The 15,337-nt window shown below is 39.2% G+C and carries 13 protein-coding genes; 8 read left to right on the forward strand and 5 right to left on the reverse strand.

What is annotated here, in order from left to right; genetic code table 11:
• Position 1 precedes the first annotated feature (1 nt).
• Positions 2 to 943 (reverse strand): homoserine O-acetyltransferase MetA, encoded by a 942-nt coding sequence (metA, locus tag B3C94_RS16860; protein ID WP_293905748.1) that lies wholly within the window; start codon positions 941 to 943, stop codon positions 2 to 4.
• Positions 944 to 1,056: 113 nt separating this feature from the next.
• On the reverse strand, positions 1,057 to 1,587 hold the full coding sequence (locus B3C94_RS16865) for a TlpA family protein disulfide reductase (RefSeq protein ID WP_293905750.1): 531 nt from the start codon (positions 1,585 to 1,587) through the stop codon (positions 1,057 to 1,059).
• A gap of 216 nt (positions 1,588 to 1,803) precedes the next feature.
• Between B3C94_RS16865 and acnA the strand changes: the two genes are divergently transcribed.
• The 3 genes from acnA (at position 1,804) to B3C94_RS16880 (ending at position 6,932) form a co-directional block, all read left to right on the forward strand.
• Positions 1,804 to 4,572: an aconitate hydratase AcnA gene (gene acnA / locus B3C94_RS16870; RefSeq protein ID WP_293905752.1), complete on the forward strand. Its 2,769-nt coding sequence runs from the start codon at positions 1,804 to 1,806 to the stop codon at positions 4,570 to 4,572.
• A gap of 300 nt (positions 4,573 to 4,872) precedes the next feature.
• Positions 4,873 to 5,439 (forward strand): pentapeptide repeat-containing protein, encoded by a 567-nt coding sequence (locus B3C94_RS16875; protein WP_293905755.1) that lies wholly within the window; start codon positions 4,873 to 4,875, stop codon positions 5,437 to 5,439.
• 107 nt (positions 5,440 to 5,546) lie between these two features.
• Positions 5,547 to 6,932: a WG repeat-containing protein gene (locus B3C94_RS16880; protein ID WP_293905757.1), complete on the forward strand. Its 1,386-nt coding sequence runs from the start codon at positions 5,547 to 5,549 to the stop codon at positions 6,930 to 6,932.
• A gap of 78 nt (positions 6,933 to 7,010) precedes the next feature.
• Here B3C94_RS16880 and B3C94_RS16885 read toward each other — a convergent pair whose 3' ends face one another.
• Complete coding sequence (locus B3C94_RS16885; protein ID WP_293905759.1) at positions 7,011 to 7,880, reverse strand: DUF808 domain-containing protein; 870 nt, start codon at positions 7,878 to 7,880, stop codon at positions 7,011 to 7,013.
• A gap of 134 nt (positions 7,881 to 8,014) precedes the next feature.
• On the opposite strand from B3C94_RS16885, the gene B3C94_RS16890 reads away from it, so the two are divergent.
• The 4 genes from B3C94_RS16890 (at position 8,015) to B3C94_RS16905 (ending at position 11,371) form a co-directional block, all read left to right on the forward strand.
• Positions 8,015 to 8,572, forward strand: a complete 558-nt coding sequence (locus B3C94_RS16890) for a DUF4256 domain-containing protein (protein ID WP_293905761.1) — start codon at positions 8,015 to 8,017, stop codon at positions 8,570 to 8,572.
• A gap of 34 nt (positions 8,573 to 8,606) precedes the next feature.
• Entirely contained in the window at positions 8,607 to 9,464 is an 858-nt protein-coding gene (locus tag B3C94_RS16895) for a DUF6265 family protein (RefSeq protein WP_293905764.1), read from the forward strand.
• 63 nt (positions 9,465 to 9,527) lie between these two features.
• On the forward strand, positions 9,528 to 9,986 hold the full coding sequence (locus B3C94_RS16900; RefSeq protein ID WP_293905767.1) for a GyrI-like domain-containing protein: 459 nt from the start codon (positions 9,528 to 9,530) through the stop codon (positions 9,984 to 9,986).
• A 95-nt stretch (positions 9,987 to 10,081) separates the two neighbouring features.
• Positions 10,082 to 11,371, forward strand: a complete 1,290-nt coding sequence (locus tag B3C94_RS16905; RefSeq protein WP_293905770.1) for a chloride channel protein — start codon at positions 10,082 to 10,084, stop codon at positions 11,369 to 11,371.
• 75 nt (positions 11,372 to 11,446) lie between these two features.
• On the opposite strand, the gene B3C94_RS16910 is transcribed toward B3C94_RS16905, so the two are convergent.
• Both B3C94_RS16910 and B3C94_RS16915 read right to left on the reverse strand, forming a co-directional pair.
• Positions 11,447 to 12,868: an RtcB family protein gene (locus B3C94_RS16910; protein WP_293905772.1), complete on the reverse strand. Its 1,422-nt coding sequence runs from the start codon at positions 12,866 to 12,868 to the stop codon at positions 11,447 to 11,449.
• A gap of 103 nt (positions 12,869 to 12,971) precedes the next feature.
• On the reverse strand, positions 12,972 to 14,066 hold the full coding sequence (locus tag B3C94_RS16915; RefSeq protein ID WP_293905774.1) for a slipin family protein: 1,095 nt from the start codon (positions 14,064 to 14,066) through the stop codon (positions 12,972 to 12,974).
• A gap of 624 nt (positions 14,067 to 14,690) precedes the next feature.
• Between B3C94_RS16915 and B3C94_RS16920 the strand changes: the two genes are divergently transcribed.
• The gene (locus B3C94_RS16920; RefSeq protein WP_293905777.1) at positions 14,691 to 15,278 is read left to right on the forward strand and encodes a hypothetical protein; all 588 of its coding nucleotides are present in this window, start codon (positions 14,691 to 14,693) and stop codon (positions 15,276 to 15,278) included.
• The last annotated feature ends 59 nt before the right edge of the window (positions 15,279 to 15,337 follow it).

The raw sequence follows: 15,337 nt of genomic DNA on the forward strand, positions 1-15,337 counted from the left end.
ATTATCCTTGTTTGATTTCCCCAAGATGAATAACATCTTTGAGGTCAAAAGGCGTTTCCTGGTACACAAAATAATTCAGCCAATTATTGAACAACAAATTTGCATGGCTTGTCCAGCGAACCAAAGGACGATTGTCAGGATTATCATCCACATAATAATTTACAGGCATGGAAATCGGCTGGGCTTTTTCCAAATCTCTTTTATATTCTTCGTCTAGTGTAAAAGGTGCATATTCTGAATGTCCAGTCAAATAAAACTCCCGCCCGCCACGGGATGAAGCAATGGCAATACCTGCTTCGGGAGATTCTGAGAGAATTTCCAAACCATCCTTGGCCAAGAGATCATCTTTTTCAACAGTGGTATGACGACTATGGGGAATAAAGAATTCATCATCAAATCCGCGGAATAAAGGATGTCTTTTATCCAAAGCTGTGTGTTTGAATACACCAAAAAGCTTTTCCTCCAAAGGCTTCTTCTCTACGCCATAAAAGTGATATAATGCTGCTTGGGAAGCCCAGCAGATATACAAACTGGAGGTTACATGCGTTCTCGCCCAATCAAAGATCGTCTGGATTTCATTCCAATAAGTCACCTCTTCAAAAGCGACCATTTCAACCGGAGCACCTGTAATGATCATACCATCGTAGAAGTTTTCCTTTACCTCAGTCAGGCTCTTATAAAACATTTCCAAATGCTCCTCTGGCGTATTCTTTGATACGTGTGTTTCAAGTCGTAAAAACTCCATTTCCACCTGCAAAGGGTTATTAGAGAGCAAACGGATAAAATCTGTCTCAGTCGTAATTTTAAGGGGCATTAAGTTAAGTACTAACACACGTAGTGGTCTAATATCTTGCTCATTTGCTCTTAAATCGCTCATGACAAATATATTTTCCTTTTTCAACAGCTCAATGGCAGGAAGGTTATTAGGAAGTTTGACGGGCATAGATAATTTCTCCTTATACAATTAGCATGCAAAATTAGCAAGAAAATGCCGGAAATGCTAAATGAAACATAAATTATCTTCCATTATCTTGCTATCCTCACTATGCGTAAAATCTATTCCCTACTCAATTCCAGTAGTGATTTTCGGAATTTCTGCGACCCGAAATTCATACCGCCTACATGCTTATTGACTAGCTTACCAGCTTTATCCAATATAATTGTTGTCGGTATACTTTTGGTATTCAGTGCATTTGGTAATGCTGAATTCAATTGATACAATGGTAAGCTATATTTACGTTTGGCTAAAAATTTGCCCGAAGCCTTAAGATTTCCATCAATATCAACAGACAGAAAAACAATTTTATTGTTGCCGCTAAAGTCCTTATACAACTGATCCAATGAGGGCATTTCTGCCAGGCAAGGGGGACACCATGTTGCCCATAGATTAATGATCACCACTTTACCCTTAAGCTGGTTTAGACTCACGATGTTATTTTGACTGTCCCTAAAACTAAGATCATATCGTTCGACCCAAGTGTCACCCACCCTATCTGAAACAATCACTTTCTTCGCTTGCCCAAGATAGGGCATACAAAACAATAAACTCATCAACAAAAGAATCCAATACTTACTTCTTTTACCCATATAGAACGATTTTTAGCTATAAACTTCTATATAACGCCAATAACTTCATTTGATTGCTTCAACCAAATCAAAATACATGATTTAATGCTTTTTCTTTACATCATTGCCAACCTAAATTCGAGCTTGGATACAAAAGATAAAGACGTATGTGTAAAAGATATTACAAACAAATTTAGCGGTATGTATATTATATACTATGAAAATAAGTAAATGAATATGAGCAAAGAGAAATCAATACGAGAAATTGAAATTAACGGAAAAGTTTATCATTATAATTCCATTAAGGACCTTCCTGAAGGCAGTATCAGTCACTTACCCTTTAGCATCCGAATATTATTGGAGAATGTTTTACGCAATCACGATGGATTCAGTATCACGGATGAGCATGTTAACACGCTGATCAACTGGTCGCCTCAGCCTGTAGACAAAGATATCCCCTTCAAGCCGGCCCGGATTTTAATGCAAGATTTTACAGGAGTGCCTGCTGTTGTCGATATGGCATCTTTACGTGCGGAATTTATCCGTCACGGCAAGGATGGACAGAAAATAAATCCTGCCATCCCTGTAGATCTAGTGATTGACCACTCCGTTCAGGTAGATTACTTTGGAACTGAATATTCTTATGATAAAAATGTCGCTTTGGAATATGAACGCAACCGTGAACGTTATGAACTCCTTAAATGGGCGCAAAAAGGATTGAAAAACTTTACCGTTGTCCCTCCTGGGATGGGTATTTGCCATCAGGTAAACTTGGAATATTTGGCAAAAGGTGTAATTGAGCGTGACAACTGGCTTTTTCCGGACACGCTGGTTGGCACAGACTCTCATACTCCAATGGTCAATGGCATTGGTGTATTGGGCTGGGGAGTTGGCGGTATCGAAGCGGAAGCTGCTATGCTTGGACAGCCTATTTTCTTCACCTGTCCAGAAGTAATCGGCCTTAAGCTCACCGGCAAAATACCCGATATATGCACTGCAACGGATATGGTACTTTCAATCACGAAAATACTCCGTGATAAAGGCGTTGTTGGCAAATTTGTAGAAGTATTTGGAGAAGGGTTAGATACTTTGTCTGTAACCGACCGTGCGACAATATCAAATATGTCCCCAGAATTTGGCTGTACCGTGACCTATTTTCCGATTGATGACCGCACACTGGAATACATGCATAGCACCAATAGAAGTGTAGAACAAATTAAAATTGTTGAAGATTATTGTAAGAGTAATTTACTCTGGCGTACAGGCAGAGAGGAAATTCAATACTCTTCACTCGTTGAATTTGATTTGTCCAGTTTAGAGCCTACAGTCTCTGGTCCCAAGCGGCCACAAGATAAAATACTCGTTAAAGATTTGAACAATAAGTTTTCGCAACTCTTAGACAGTGAACATCATCGCCAATATGTTCCTGTTCTACAACGTTCGGAGTCTGCCTGGCTCGCCGATGGAGGTTCTGGTACAGAATTTACCTTTGGTAAAGTACCTGTTGAGCACAATTCACCGCATGAAGTCATTCAGGAGTCTATTCATGCTGTTCGGATCAAACACAATCACAAGGAATATATTGTGAGCGACGGAAGCATTGCTATTGCTGCGATTACGAGCTGCACTAATACTTCAAATCCTACCGTCATGATCGGTGCAGGTTTATTGGCACGCAATGCCATTGAGCGCGGGCTCCGTACGAAATCCTGGGTAAAGACCTCTTTAGCTCCCGGTTCAAAAGTCGTTACGCAATATCTAGAAAGATCGGGGCTCAGTGCAGACCTTGATGCACTCCGTTTTCATACTGTCGGCTACGGTTGTACCTCTTGTATTGGCAATTCGGGTCCCCTACCACCTCAAATTGCAGAAGCTGTAGAAAAAGGTGAATTGATCGTTGCTTCGGTGCTTTCCGGGAATCGAAACTTTGAGGCACGTGTGCATCCCCAGGTAAAAATGAATTTCCTGATGTCGCCGATGCTTGTCGTCGCCTACGCACTGGTTGGAAGGGTCGATATTAACCTCCTTGAGGAACCGCTCGATTATGATCCCAACGGCCAACCCGTTTATCTGAAAGATATCTGGCCAAGTCGGGAGGATATTCTTCGGACTGTTAATGAATGTGTCAAGCAATCTGATTTTCAGGAAGTCTACGATGTGATTTTTGATGGATCAACAGATTGGCAGGAGCTCGAAGTGAACCTTGATCAAAATTATCAATGGGACAATACCTCCACATACATCAAAGAATCGCCATTTTTTGAAAATCTACAGGCTGTACCAGATCCTATTCAGGATATTCAACGCGCACGGGTGCTACTCTATTTAGGCGATTCAGTCACAACTGACCATATCTCTCCGGCCGGCTCATTCAAAGAAGATACAGCTGCCGGACAATACCTCCAATCACATGAGGTCAATAAAGAAGATTTTAATTCCTATGGTTCCAGACGTGGAAACCATGAAGTCATGATGCGTGGCACATTTGCAAATGTGCGTATTAAAAACAAAATTACGGATCGTGAAGGGGGATTTAGCCGCTACCTCCCAACTAATGAGATTAAAACGGTCTATGAAACCGCAATGGCATACCGAAAAGACCATACGCCCCTCATCGTATTGGCTGGAAAAGAATATGGCTCAGGTTCTTCAAGAGATTGGGCAGCAAAAGGAACGTTCTTGCTTGGTGTGCGTGCAGTAATTGCAGAAAGCTTCGAACGCATACACCGTAGCAATCTCGTCGGTATGGGCGTAGCTCCACTTGTATTTATCAATGACGAAAATGCAGAGAAATTAGGGCTGGACGGAACAGAGGTCTATAACATCACAGGTCTCGCAACGGATTTAACACCACATAAACTCCTAACCGTCACCGCTACTCATGAAAATGGAAAAATAACCACATTTCAGGTGAAAGCAAGACTTGACTCTGCAATAGAAATAGAGTACTTTAAAAATGATGGCATTCTACAATACGTTCTCCGCCAGTACCTGAAGAACAACTAGTTGGAATCAACTAAAATTTGAGCGAATAAAAAAGTAAAGGGCACACTAAAAAGGTGCCCTTTTACAACCTATATAAAAACCTACCAGAGTTCTAAAAAGCTTTAGCGGAGTCCTTAATACACTATAGGATTATGTTGTATGGCTAAGTCAAAAATAATTGTAAAATTTCACCTTTTTTATCCCTGAAATCAGGTATTTTAAGCCGGTGCGATAACACAGGTGTAGACATCAATATAAAATCAAATCATTCAAGGGAATTGTGTATTTTCGCATAAATAAAGGCCAATACCACGATAACGAATGGAAGAACTTGTCGAACAAACAATCACTAAACAAACTTTTACAGATGAACTGAGGCAGGTTCGGGAATTCTACAAATGCACTTTCGAGCAATGTGATTTCCAAAATGCTGCGCTCGTCGACTTAATCTTTACAAATTGCGAATTCAAAGCCTGCAACCTATCAAATGTCATTTTAAAAGGCACTCAATTGGATCATGTTGTTTTTAATCACTGTAAAATCTTAGGCGTCCAATTTAATGACTGCAGTTCGTTTTCATTTCATGTCAATTTCAGCAATTCCATTTTGGATTATTCTTCTTTTTTTGAAAGAAATATGAAAAAATTCCTGTTTGAAAATTGCTCGCTACAGCATGTAGATTTTGAAAAGGCTAACCTGCAACAGGCGATCTTTAAAAATACCAATCTCTTAAATGCTCGCTTTATACAAAGCAATCTTGAAGGCTGCGATTTTCGCTCGTCAATCAATATCCAGCTAGATCCAGAATCCAACCGTATGAAAAAGAGCAAGTTTTGTCAGGAACAGCTCCCAGGGCTATTGCTCAAATATCAGCTGGCTATCGACTAATTATCAGCTTACGGTTATCATTTACTTATAAGATCGATAAATAACGGATTTCAGGGATAAAACTCTTTATTTTGAATCAAGATATTTGCCATTCAAAGTTTAAGAAGATGAAAAAAATATTCCTATCATTTGCGGCGATCCTGGCGACGAGTTCATTGTCATTTGCACAAATCAGCAAAGCATTTAAAATCAACTATGCCATTGTATATTCCACTGAGCAAACAGATGACGCACAAGAGACTCCTGTTTCTATCTACGAAGCTTACGTTAATAAGGATAAAATAAAGGTTGTGTCAACTTCCGGAGACAGTGAAGAATCTGTCTTCCTTGTTAAAAAAAATGAAGAGCAATCAGTTATTCTATACCCAGGACTGGCAAAATACGTTGTAAAAGAAAATGAACTCAGTCCATACGAAATCAAACTCATTTCAAATCAGACGAAAATAATTGCTGGTTATCCATGCAAACTAGCTCAGATCGAAATTCCTGTTTCTGGAGATAACGATGAAAACGGCACTTTGTCCATTTGGTATAGCGATAAATTACCGTCTACCTACTGGGAAGGATTTGAGCTCTTTAAAAAAGTCCCCGGAGCGGTACTGCAGCTTACAACACCTCTTGGTATGAATATGATTGCTCAAAGTGTCGCAGATAGCCAATTGGAGGAAAAGGATTTTATCATTCCTGAAGATTATGAGCAGGTAGCCTCCATTGATGAGGAAGAAGAAGATTCCACTGCTAGCAATCAAATTGCCGAAAACCTCTATTTATTTGAGGACGCCGCAACCAATCTTGTGGGCCTGGAAGATAATGAACAAAAAGCGATCGTGCCTGCACAATATCTATACATTGCGCCATTTGTGGGAGACCTCAGTGTGGTACAATATAAAAACGAAAAATATGGAGCCATTGACTTAACAGGTAAAACCATCATTCCGTTTCAATACGATTATTTGGGATATGACGATCAACTTGGACAACTAGTTTTTGGACTAAACGAGAAATATGGGGTCATGGACAAAGCTGGTAAAATTTTAATTGCAGCAAATTATGAAATGATATCATTTATCAATGGAGGTTATGCGGTATTTCAGATGAAAGATAAATATGGTATTTTAAACCAAGCGGGCAAAATAGTAGTTCCAGCAACCTATAGCTATATATCTGAAAATAATTCGACCCATTTCGTCAGTATCGAAAACGACAAGTACAACCTGGCTGAAATAAAAACAAACAAAATCACTGCCCCTGCCTTTGATTTCATTTCCATCACAGAAGAGCCTACTCTTTTCCTGGCGAGCAAAGATGGAAAATATGGTTATTTAGATGGGCAGGGAAAAACTGCTATTCCATTTATCTATAGTGGGGCCACAGCTTTTAGTGATGGCGTAGCTTCTGTATCACTGGAGAATTCAGATGATGTAATTTTGATTAATACAAAAGGTGAACGTGTAGAAGTCGATGCGGCAGCCGAGGCCGCGGAATCAATTTAAACAAAAAAGGCTAGCAATTTAAATTGCTAGCCTTTTTTGTTTATGTCCTGAATGATCAACGGATAATCATACCATGGCTTATTTTTTTTTCTTAAAAATCTTTTTCCCGATCGTAAACAAGATCACGACGATAACCCCTCCGCCGAGGCCAAACAATAATTCTTTAACGATACCTGGAAATGTTGGTAGTGCATGATGTAAGAAATCAATATAATGTGCAAATATACCGCCTGAAACCAAAATTAAGGCGAATGTACCCACTACGGCCAATAATTTAATAACAAACGGCAGCGCACGAACAAGCAGCTTGCCGAAACTGGCAATAGGCCCTTTTTCATGCGAGGTTTTAATCAATTTATAACCCGCGTCATCCATTCTAACAATAAGAGCAACAATACCATAAACTCCTACAGTAGCTAAAAAAGCAACAACCGATACAGTCATGATTTGAATAGATAGGCTTTTACCCAAAACTGTCCCTAAAGCGATAATTACAATTTCTACCGAAAGAATAAAATCAGTTGTTATAGCCGACTTAATTTTAGCTTTCTCAGCTACAGCTGTATTTTCCACTAATATTTCCTCCACGTTTGTTTCTCCAGTAGCATGCTTTCGGTGGAACAAATATTCTATAATCTTCTCAACACCTTCAAAAGCAAGGTAAAAACCACCCAAAATTAAAATGTATTTGATAGCGATCGGAAAAAAAACATTTAATAACAATGCAATTGGAACAATAATCAGCTTATTGAGCAACGATCCTTTCGTAATTGCCCACAAAACAGGGAGTTCACGCGACGCCAAAAAACCAGTTGCTTTTTCTGCATTAACAGCTAAATCGTCACCTAAAATTCCTGCCGTTTTTTTTGTTGCAATTTTGCTAGCAACTGCTACATCATCCATCAACGCCGCAATATCATCTAGAATTGCAAATATTCCTGAAGCCATATTTATTTAAAAAATTGAACGTAAAAATATAAATTTAATTCAATTCGGGAATAAAAAATTTAATCTCTTTGCAATTTCAAACTACATGACATTTGAATTAAATATGTAATTTTAGCATAACAAGGATAACCGCTATGAAAAATTCACTAACACAGCAAGAACAGTCAAAGTTACTTCAGATCTTAAAAGAACGATTTGAAATGTATCCAAAAAGACATCCAAAGATAACCTGGGAAGAGGTTGAAACTAAATTACTTGGAAATCCAAAGAAATTATGGAGCTTATTTCAAATGGAAAAAAGTTCCGGTGAACCTGATCTGATTATAATCGAACCCAGCACATTGCAATATGCTTATGTAGACTGTGCCGAAGAAAGCCCAAAAGGAAGAAGAAGCTTGTGCTATGACCAAAAGGCCTTAGATGACAGGAAAGAGAATAAGCCCGCCGGCAGTGCGGATGAAGCGGCAAAACAAATGGGAACTGCACTCCTTACAGAAGAACAGTATCACCAGCTACAAACGCTGGGAGAATTCGATTTAAAAACCTCCAGCTGGATTCAAACCCCAGAAGCTGTGCGTAAACTTGGTGGTGCTCTATTTTGTGACCGGCGATACAACCAAGTCTTCACATACCATAATGGGGCTATCTCCTACTATGCAGCACGTGGATACCGCACAATACTTTTTGTTTAAATAATTATCCTAACCACCAAATTACAAACCCGATATGAAGGCAATTGCAATAGCTACCCTGCTCTTTTGCTGGGGACTTACTCAACCGTTATTTTCACAAGTATCTTTTCCTCATTTTCTAGAGGGAACCTGGAAGGTTGACGACAAAGAACGTTACGAACATTGGGATCGTATTAACGCAAATGAACTCAAAGGTCTTTCCTACGAATTGAAAAATGGCAAAAAAATAGTCAGTGAATATTTAAAATTAAGCAGGATAAATGATAAAATCATATATACGGCGTTAGTTATCGGACAGAACAATGGGAAGGAAGTAAGTTTCGAACTGACTTACCATGACAGCACCTATTCTTTTGTGAATGAGGCGCACGATTTCCCAAATTACATTCGCTATACCCCGTTATCCGATAACAGGCTCCATATTGTGGTGGAAGGCAAATCGGGAAAGATCCGTTCCTTTTTTGCACAGAAAATTGCAACTGAAACGGCCGCAGAAAATCAAAATTATGATAAAGATTTGGCGGCAAAATTAGGTGCTGATGATTATGGCATGAAGAGTTACATTTTTGTATTGCTTAAGACTGGCAGCAACATAACAACAGACCAGCAATTTATAAGTGAATGCTTCAAGGGACATATGGAAAACATTACTCGCTTAGTAAAAAGTGGACAGCTTATCGTTGCAGGTCCGTTTGGAAAAAATGAGAGTAACTTCAGGGGGCTTTTTATCCTAAATCATTTAAAAACGATTGCGGAAGCAAAAGAAGTTTTGCAAAGCGATCCAGCAATAAAAAATAATCTTCTGGAAGCTTCATTTTATACATGGTATGGTTCGGCAGCATTATCTGAATATCTTTCTCAAGTTGATAAAATTTGGAAAAAACAACATTAACCCATTATTCATGACATGCTGTTGTCATTTACGGCCATTAACTTTGGTATAAAACTCAAGCACATGAAAAATAAAATAATCCCTTCTTTTAGTATTATTGGGCTGGCTATCCGTACAAGCAACCAAAATGGACAAGCAGCAAAAGACATTCCCGAATTGTGGAATCGCTTTTTTAAGGAAGATATTTTAAGTCGAATCCCTAATAAAGTATCCAACGAGCTCTATTGCATTTATACTGAATATGAAAAGGATCATACTTTGCCGTATACCACAATTTTAGGCTGTAAAGTTTCTGGTCTTGAAGAGTTGCCTGAAGACATGGATGGTATACATATCGAACAAAATCAGTACCAGCATTTTACTGCTGAAGGAAATTTAGCGGATGGTGTCGTTTATGAAGCTTGGCAAAAGATCTGGGATACAGATTTACCTAGAACATACACCGCCGACTTTGAGATATATGGCGAAAAAGCACAGAATCCTCAGGATGCTAAGGTGGATATTTTCATCGGTATACAGTAAGGGTTATAACGTAACAAAAAGTATGTCTTAAACCATTTGCCATTTACTTTAAACTAAATATCACGTACCTTTGTGCCGAATTAAAGCAAGATGTTATGGAAGGCAATACGATATACAGGAAAAAAGTCGTTCGATATAGCTATATAAAATTAATTGCAAGCTCAGCTGTTGTTAGTGTTATTTGCTGCATATTAGCTTATACGCTCAAGCACAGCACAGCCTATGTACAAGAAGAATTATTTGAAAAAGTTTCTTCCTGGGATCCTAGATTGTTTATTGTTTTACCCAGTATTGGCATCACAGCAATTTATTTCTTACGGAAATATGTTTTTCAAAACAGAAAAAATAAAGGAATTAAGGAAATCTATACCACCTTGGAAACGAGAAAAGATCATCTGCCTTTCTTTAAAATTCCCTCGCACTATATCAATGGCTTTTTAACTGTTATTTTTGGGGGATCAACCGGAGTCGAAGTCTCCACTGTAGTTGCTACAGCTACAGTGGGCAATCAGGCTTATAAAAGATTACATCCGGCTTGGGCTTATAAAACGGAGTTGATCTGTGCGGGTGTAATAGCTGGAGTAACACTTTTATTTGGAAGTGCATTAGGAGGTTTTCTTTTTGCATTTGAAGTAATCGCAAGAAAATATAATAGGACATTGCTCATAAGTGGACTAACTTCAATGGCCCTGGCTTCTGTCTTTGTCTACTATGTTGATTCCAGCCCTTTATTCACATTTGCAGTGGAAGCGTGGCGATGGCAGGCAATTCCCTTTGTAGCTATTTTAGGACTGATTGGTGGGATTTTGGCGCTTTACTTTACAAAAATCGTTATCTATGCAAAATCCTATTTTGCAGGTATAAAAAGCAACTTTATCCGTGTTAATCTTGGCGCGGTAACCGTAGGAACATTTATCTTTTTTTTACCGGTACTCTACGGGGATAGCTATCATGGTCTTGGAGAAATTCTAAAAAGCAGTTTCCATGATTCGATAAATTTATTCTACTTTCTTCCACTTCTTCTGCTTGTCCTCTTAAAACCCCTTGTAGCCTCTCTTACATTGGGTGCGGGAGGTGATGGCGGTGTATTTGCTCCCAGTATCGTAACAGGCGCACTGTTAGGTGTTTTATTTGCACAGCTTTGCAACCATTACCTCGGAACACAACTTATCGTGATTAATTTTGCTCTTTTTGGTGCTGCAGCGATGCTTTCTGCTGCCATTCACGCCCCTTTTACAGCCATCTTTATTATTGCAAGTCTCGTACCGTCAGGATATCTATTATTAGCTCCATTGCTCATTAGCAGTTTTATTGCGAAAGCCCTGGCTAAAAAACTATACCCATATAACGTATACACGTACAAGGAAGCAGCAATAGCTAAATGATTGGTTTAAAATTAGGCTGGCCTGATCCGAGCATAAAAGCGGCCCCCTATCTTTGAGGGCCGCTTTTATGCTTCATTAGTCTTCTCGGCTACCATCGTCAGCCATACGAACAATTTTTGGTGAAAACTTAGCCACAATATCAACAAGATCTTTTTGTGATGCCATGACCGTATGGATATCTTTATACGCCATTGGCGCTTCATCCATCCCTGCTCCAATTAACATTACACCTTGATCTTTAAGTATCTTGTTCAGATCATTAGAAGATAAAGTTTTAACAGCCTGCGTACGACTCATCAAACGCCCCGCTCCATGCGATGCTGACTGTATGGAATTCAACGCCCCCTTCCCCCTAACCAAAAATCCAGGGGTAGCCATAGAGCCCGGAATAATCCCCATAACTCCTTCTGCTGCCGGAGTAGCCCCCTTTCGGTGTACAATTACATCTTGTCCGTTCCAAGTTTCCTTCCATGCAAAATTATGATGGTTCTCCACCTTCGCCAGCAATGTCGCTCCCAATGCCGCCTCTATTTTATCATGAATTACTTCATGGCAGGCAGATGCATAATCACCTGCAAGACTCATGGCTAACCAGTACTCTTGCCCTTCATGTGTGTTCAAGTCCAGATATGCAAGGTTTTCAGCTTGGTAAGGTAACTTACACAAGGATTTGGCTAATTTCGTGTAATGCGCCGCAATGGTAGCACCAAACCCTCTGGACCCAGAATGGGTCAGCAATCCTAGATAGCTACCGCTTTCAATATTTAATGCCTCATCCTTCTTTTCAAATTCGACGATACCAAACTCCACAAAATGATTTCCACCTCCGGAAGATCCCAATTGCGTCCAAGCTTTATCCTTCAAAGAAGAAAGCAGATTATGCTCGGCAAACAATTTGCTATCCATCACTTCATGATCTACCCGTTCATGTCGCAGATATCCATTGCCTGCGCCAAATTTAGTGTTTCGCATAATAATATCTTTCAATGTCGACAGATGGCTCTCGAGAAATGACGCGGGTAAGTCAAAAATGGACAAAGCCATCCGGCAGCCAATATCAACACCAACACCGTAGGGAATCACCGCGTTATTGGTGGCAAGTACACCGCCGATCGGCAATCCGTAACCTTGATGCGCATCTGGCATCAGCGCTCCAGCAATTGCAACGGGCAATTTCATAGCGATGTTCATCTGTACTTTCGCACCTGTCTCGATTTCCGATGAACCATAAGTCACATAGTCTGCTGGCGTTTCATTAAGAGCAATTAATGATTTGTCAACAGCTTCTTGGCCTAATATAGCATGCGCTAAAATCCCGAAAACGGCGTCTTCGATATAATCATTGGGATCTTCCAAGACAGATTTAAATCTTGCGAGCATATCAGCACGTGTAAACCCGTGTCTCTTACTATTAATTTTCAATGCCACACCCAATGTATGGTTTTCTTTATATCCTAATGCAATTAAATCATTGCCATTTATTCGTTTATTTTCCATTTTTTGATTTTCTAATTTAGTGGAATAGCTTTTCAGCTCTTCCAAAGCAGGTAACAACGGCTCTTTATGTTGCTACCTGCACCTCTTTCTACTTATTAATACTTTATTTCACAAAAAGTTGCCTTAATTGATCAACAATCTGCCCATTTCCGGAGACCGAAATTGAATTTATTTTCTCGGCAATTTTCTCAACATATTCCATCTCCTTTAGTTTAAACAGCATATTGTTTTCTTCCATTAACTTTGCCGTATTTAACAAACTTCTTGTTGACGCTGTCTCTTCACGGCGCATAATAATATTGGCCTGGGCCCGCTTCTCAGCAATTAATACCTGGTTCATGATATCTCGTACATCACCAGGTAAAATAACATCCTTCACACCACAGGTTAACAACGTTAAACCCAAACGGGCAACTTGCTTTGCCGTGTTTTCTAAAACATAGGCCTGTAGTTCTATTTTCTTTTCCATCAGTTCGTCTAAAGTCATTTGACCGATATACGAGCGCAAAGTCAGCTGCATCAGAGAATACAATTGTTTCTCGTATTCCTTATTGTCCAATAGCGCTTTAACGATATCCACAATCTGATATTGCAATGTAAAATTGATCCGAATCTGTGCCTTATCCTTAGACAGAATTTCCTGTCCTACAATATCTAATGTCAAAACCCGCATATCGGCTTTTGAAATAGCGATCGTTTTCGAATTCTTCCACCAGCAATATGTACCCGGGCTCAAAATATCAACAAAAACACCGTCCACAAAAAGCAAAGCTTTCTCATTTGCTTCTACCTTATATTGTCGCACATAGTAGGTCAAAGCCTGCTTCTCCAATAACTGACGGTTAACAGATGCAGGGATCTCAATCTCCGTAATGTCTTCCAATTGAAATCGGCGTTCGCGCAATTCCTTCCAAAAAACATGTCTACCGGAGGCTAATGTCTTTTCGAAATTATTGTTTAAAAAAACAAGACAGATCTCAGCATCACCCACTTCAACGATATCGACCAATTCTCGAAAACCTGGCAACTGCAACAGCACGTCGATATTACGACCGGAAGGAAATGGATGAGTAGTCGTATACTTCTCCAGTTTTTCACCAAATCCCAGCCAGTAGTTACCGGAATTCAAAACGCGGATCACCGCATTGTTCTTAACAACCAATCCGATTTCTTCTGTAGTTATCTGTATTCTTTTCATCAGAATATTCTTTTAAATTTTCATCATTTCTATTATAAAACCTGCTATTTTTTATCCCTTGACCTCAAGCGGGATTCAAAAGTCCGGGTGAGGATTCGAACCTCTAACACTAGCATTTTCCTCTCATCTTCTCGTTTTATCAGTATATTGAATCTCATAGAGGACAATACTAACCTGCTATATTGAAACAGGTGACCAGGATACCATCTGAAGAAGAAAGGCTTCTTTATACTTTACTATAAAGTATATATCTTAAAGCTTTTCGCTATAATTTCCATCAAAGAACGTTTGTCATTGTTGACATTACAAATATCGTCGGGTTAATACGCAGGGAATTTGCGTAACAATAAAAAGAAACAAGAAAAATCTAAAAATAAAGACAAAACACTGATATACAACAAATAAAAATATATAATCAGTATCAAAAAAGATTAAAGATCCTTAACTACGCAGATGCATTGCGTCTATTCGCCACAGGACAGGCGCACGGAGCTCGGCTTTATTTCAGGAAAAATGGGAAATTAGATTTTTTGGTGAATATTCTGTCGAATATAGCGGTAATCCGTGATTATGTTATGCGATTTATATCCTAATTTTATCCCTAGATTAAGACGATATCAAAACATGAAGAGTTTATATACAACAATAGTGCTGTTTTGCATGCTAGCAAGCTGTACAAATTCAGCGCAAGACCATAAAAGCGCTACTGCAAATCATCCTGCAAAGCAAATACCATTCAAAGACAGCACAAGAACAGCGGAGCAGGACACGGCAGTGGGTCAGCATCAGCAAGCTGAAACCTGGTTGAAAGGAATTTTTCAATGTACAGGTTCCGCATCTGGAAAATATTGTTACTATCTGGATAAAGAGGATGCATTATGTACCAAGCGATTCCAAGCCTTTTTAAAAGATGCCAATGAAATTTACGGACCATCTAACCTCACGGATGAAGAACTACCCCAAGCTGAGGCAGCTTACAAGGCCAAATGGGGAAAAATCTACCCCTTAAATACAGAGGAAACCTGGTTATTTGGAAGAGGTAATGACGACGCATTGGATATCAAGGATGTTAAAATCGACAAAATAACTGAAAGCAAATTTATCGTTTTTATTGATTACGGTAATGACATTCGAACAAAAAATGAAGTTCAATTGGTCAATGAGCAAGGTTCTTATAAAATAGATTACTGCAAGACGACTTTCCTACACTAAACGTTACGCCCCAGCATTGAAATTGCCAATTTTCTAGACGATAAATTGGCATTTTCAAT

The sequence above is a fragment of the Sphingobacterium sp. UBA5670 genome (assembly GCF_002420705.1).
In the GTDB taxonomy this organism is placed as follows: domain Bacteria; phylum Bacteroidota; class Bacteroidia; order Sphingobacteriales; family Sphingobacteriaceae; genus Sphingobacterium.

Excerpts from the sequence above, each read along its gene's own strand:
- metA (WP_293905748.1), bottom strand. The coding sequence starts at position 943 with ATGCCCGTCAAACTTCCTAATAACCTTCCTGCCATTGAGCTGTTGAAA.
- B3C94_RS16865 (WP_293905750.1), bottom strand. The coding sequence starts at position 1,587 with ATGGGTAAAAGAAGTAAGTATTGGATTCTTTTGTTGATGAGTTTATTG.
- acnA (WP_293905752.1), top strand. The coding sequence starts at position 1,804 with ATGAGCAAAGAGAAATCAATACGAGAAATTGAAATTAACGGAAAAGTT.
- B3C94_RS16875 (WP_293905755.1), top strand. The coding sequence starts at position 4,873 with ATGGAAGAACTTGTCGAACAAACAATCACTAAACAAACTTTTACAGAT.
- B3C94_RS16880 (WP_293905757.1), top strand. The coding sequence starts at position 5,547 with ATGAAAAAAATATTCCTATCATTTGCGGCGATCCTGGCGACGAGTTCA.
- B3C94_RS16885 (WP_293905759.1), bottom strand. The coding sequence starts at position 7,880 with ATGGCTTCAGGAATATTTGCAATTCTAGATGATATTGCGGCGTTGATG.
- B3C94_RS16890 (WP_293905761.1), top strand. The coding sequence starts at position 8,015 with ATGAAAAATTCACTAACACAGCAAGAACAGTCAAAGTTACTTCAGATC.
- B3C94_RS16895 (WP_293905764.1), top strand. The coding sequence starts at position 8,607 with ATGAAGGCAATTGCAATAGCTACCCTGCTCTTTTGCTGGGGACTTACT.
- B3C94_RS16900 (WP_293905767.1), top strand. The coding sequence starts at position 9,528 with ATGAAAAATAAAATAATCCCTTCTTTTAGTATTATTGGGCTGGCTATC.
- B3C94_RS16905 (WP_293905770.1), top strand. The coding sequence starts at position 10,082 with ATGGAAGGCAATACGATATACAGGAAAAAAGTCGTTCGATATAGCTAT.
- B3C94_RS16910 (WP_293905772.1), bottom strand. The coding sequence starts at position 12,868 with ATGGAAAATAAACGAATAAATGGCAATGATTTAATTGCATTAGGATAT.
- B3C94_RS16915 (WP_293905774.1), bottom strand. The coding sequence starts at position 14,066 with ATGAAAAGAATACAGATAACTACAGAAGAAATCGGATTGGTTGTTAAG.
- B3C94_RS16920 (WP_293905777.1), top strand. The coding sequence starts at position 14,691 with ATGAAGAGTTTATATACAACAATAGTGCTGTTTTGCATGCTAGCAAGC.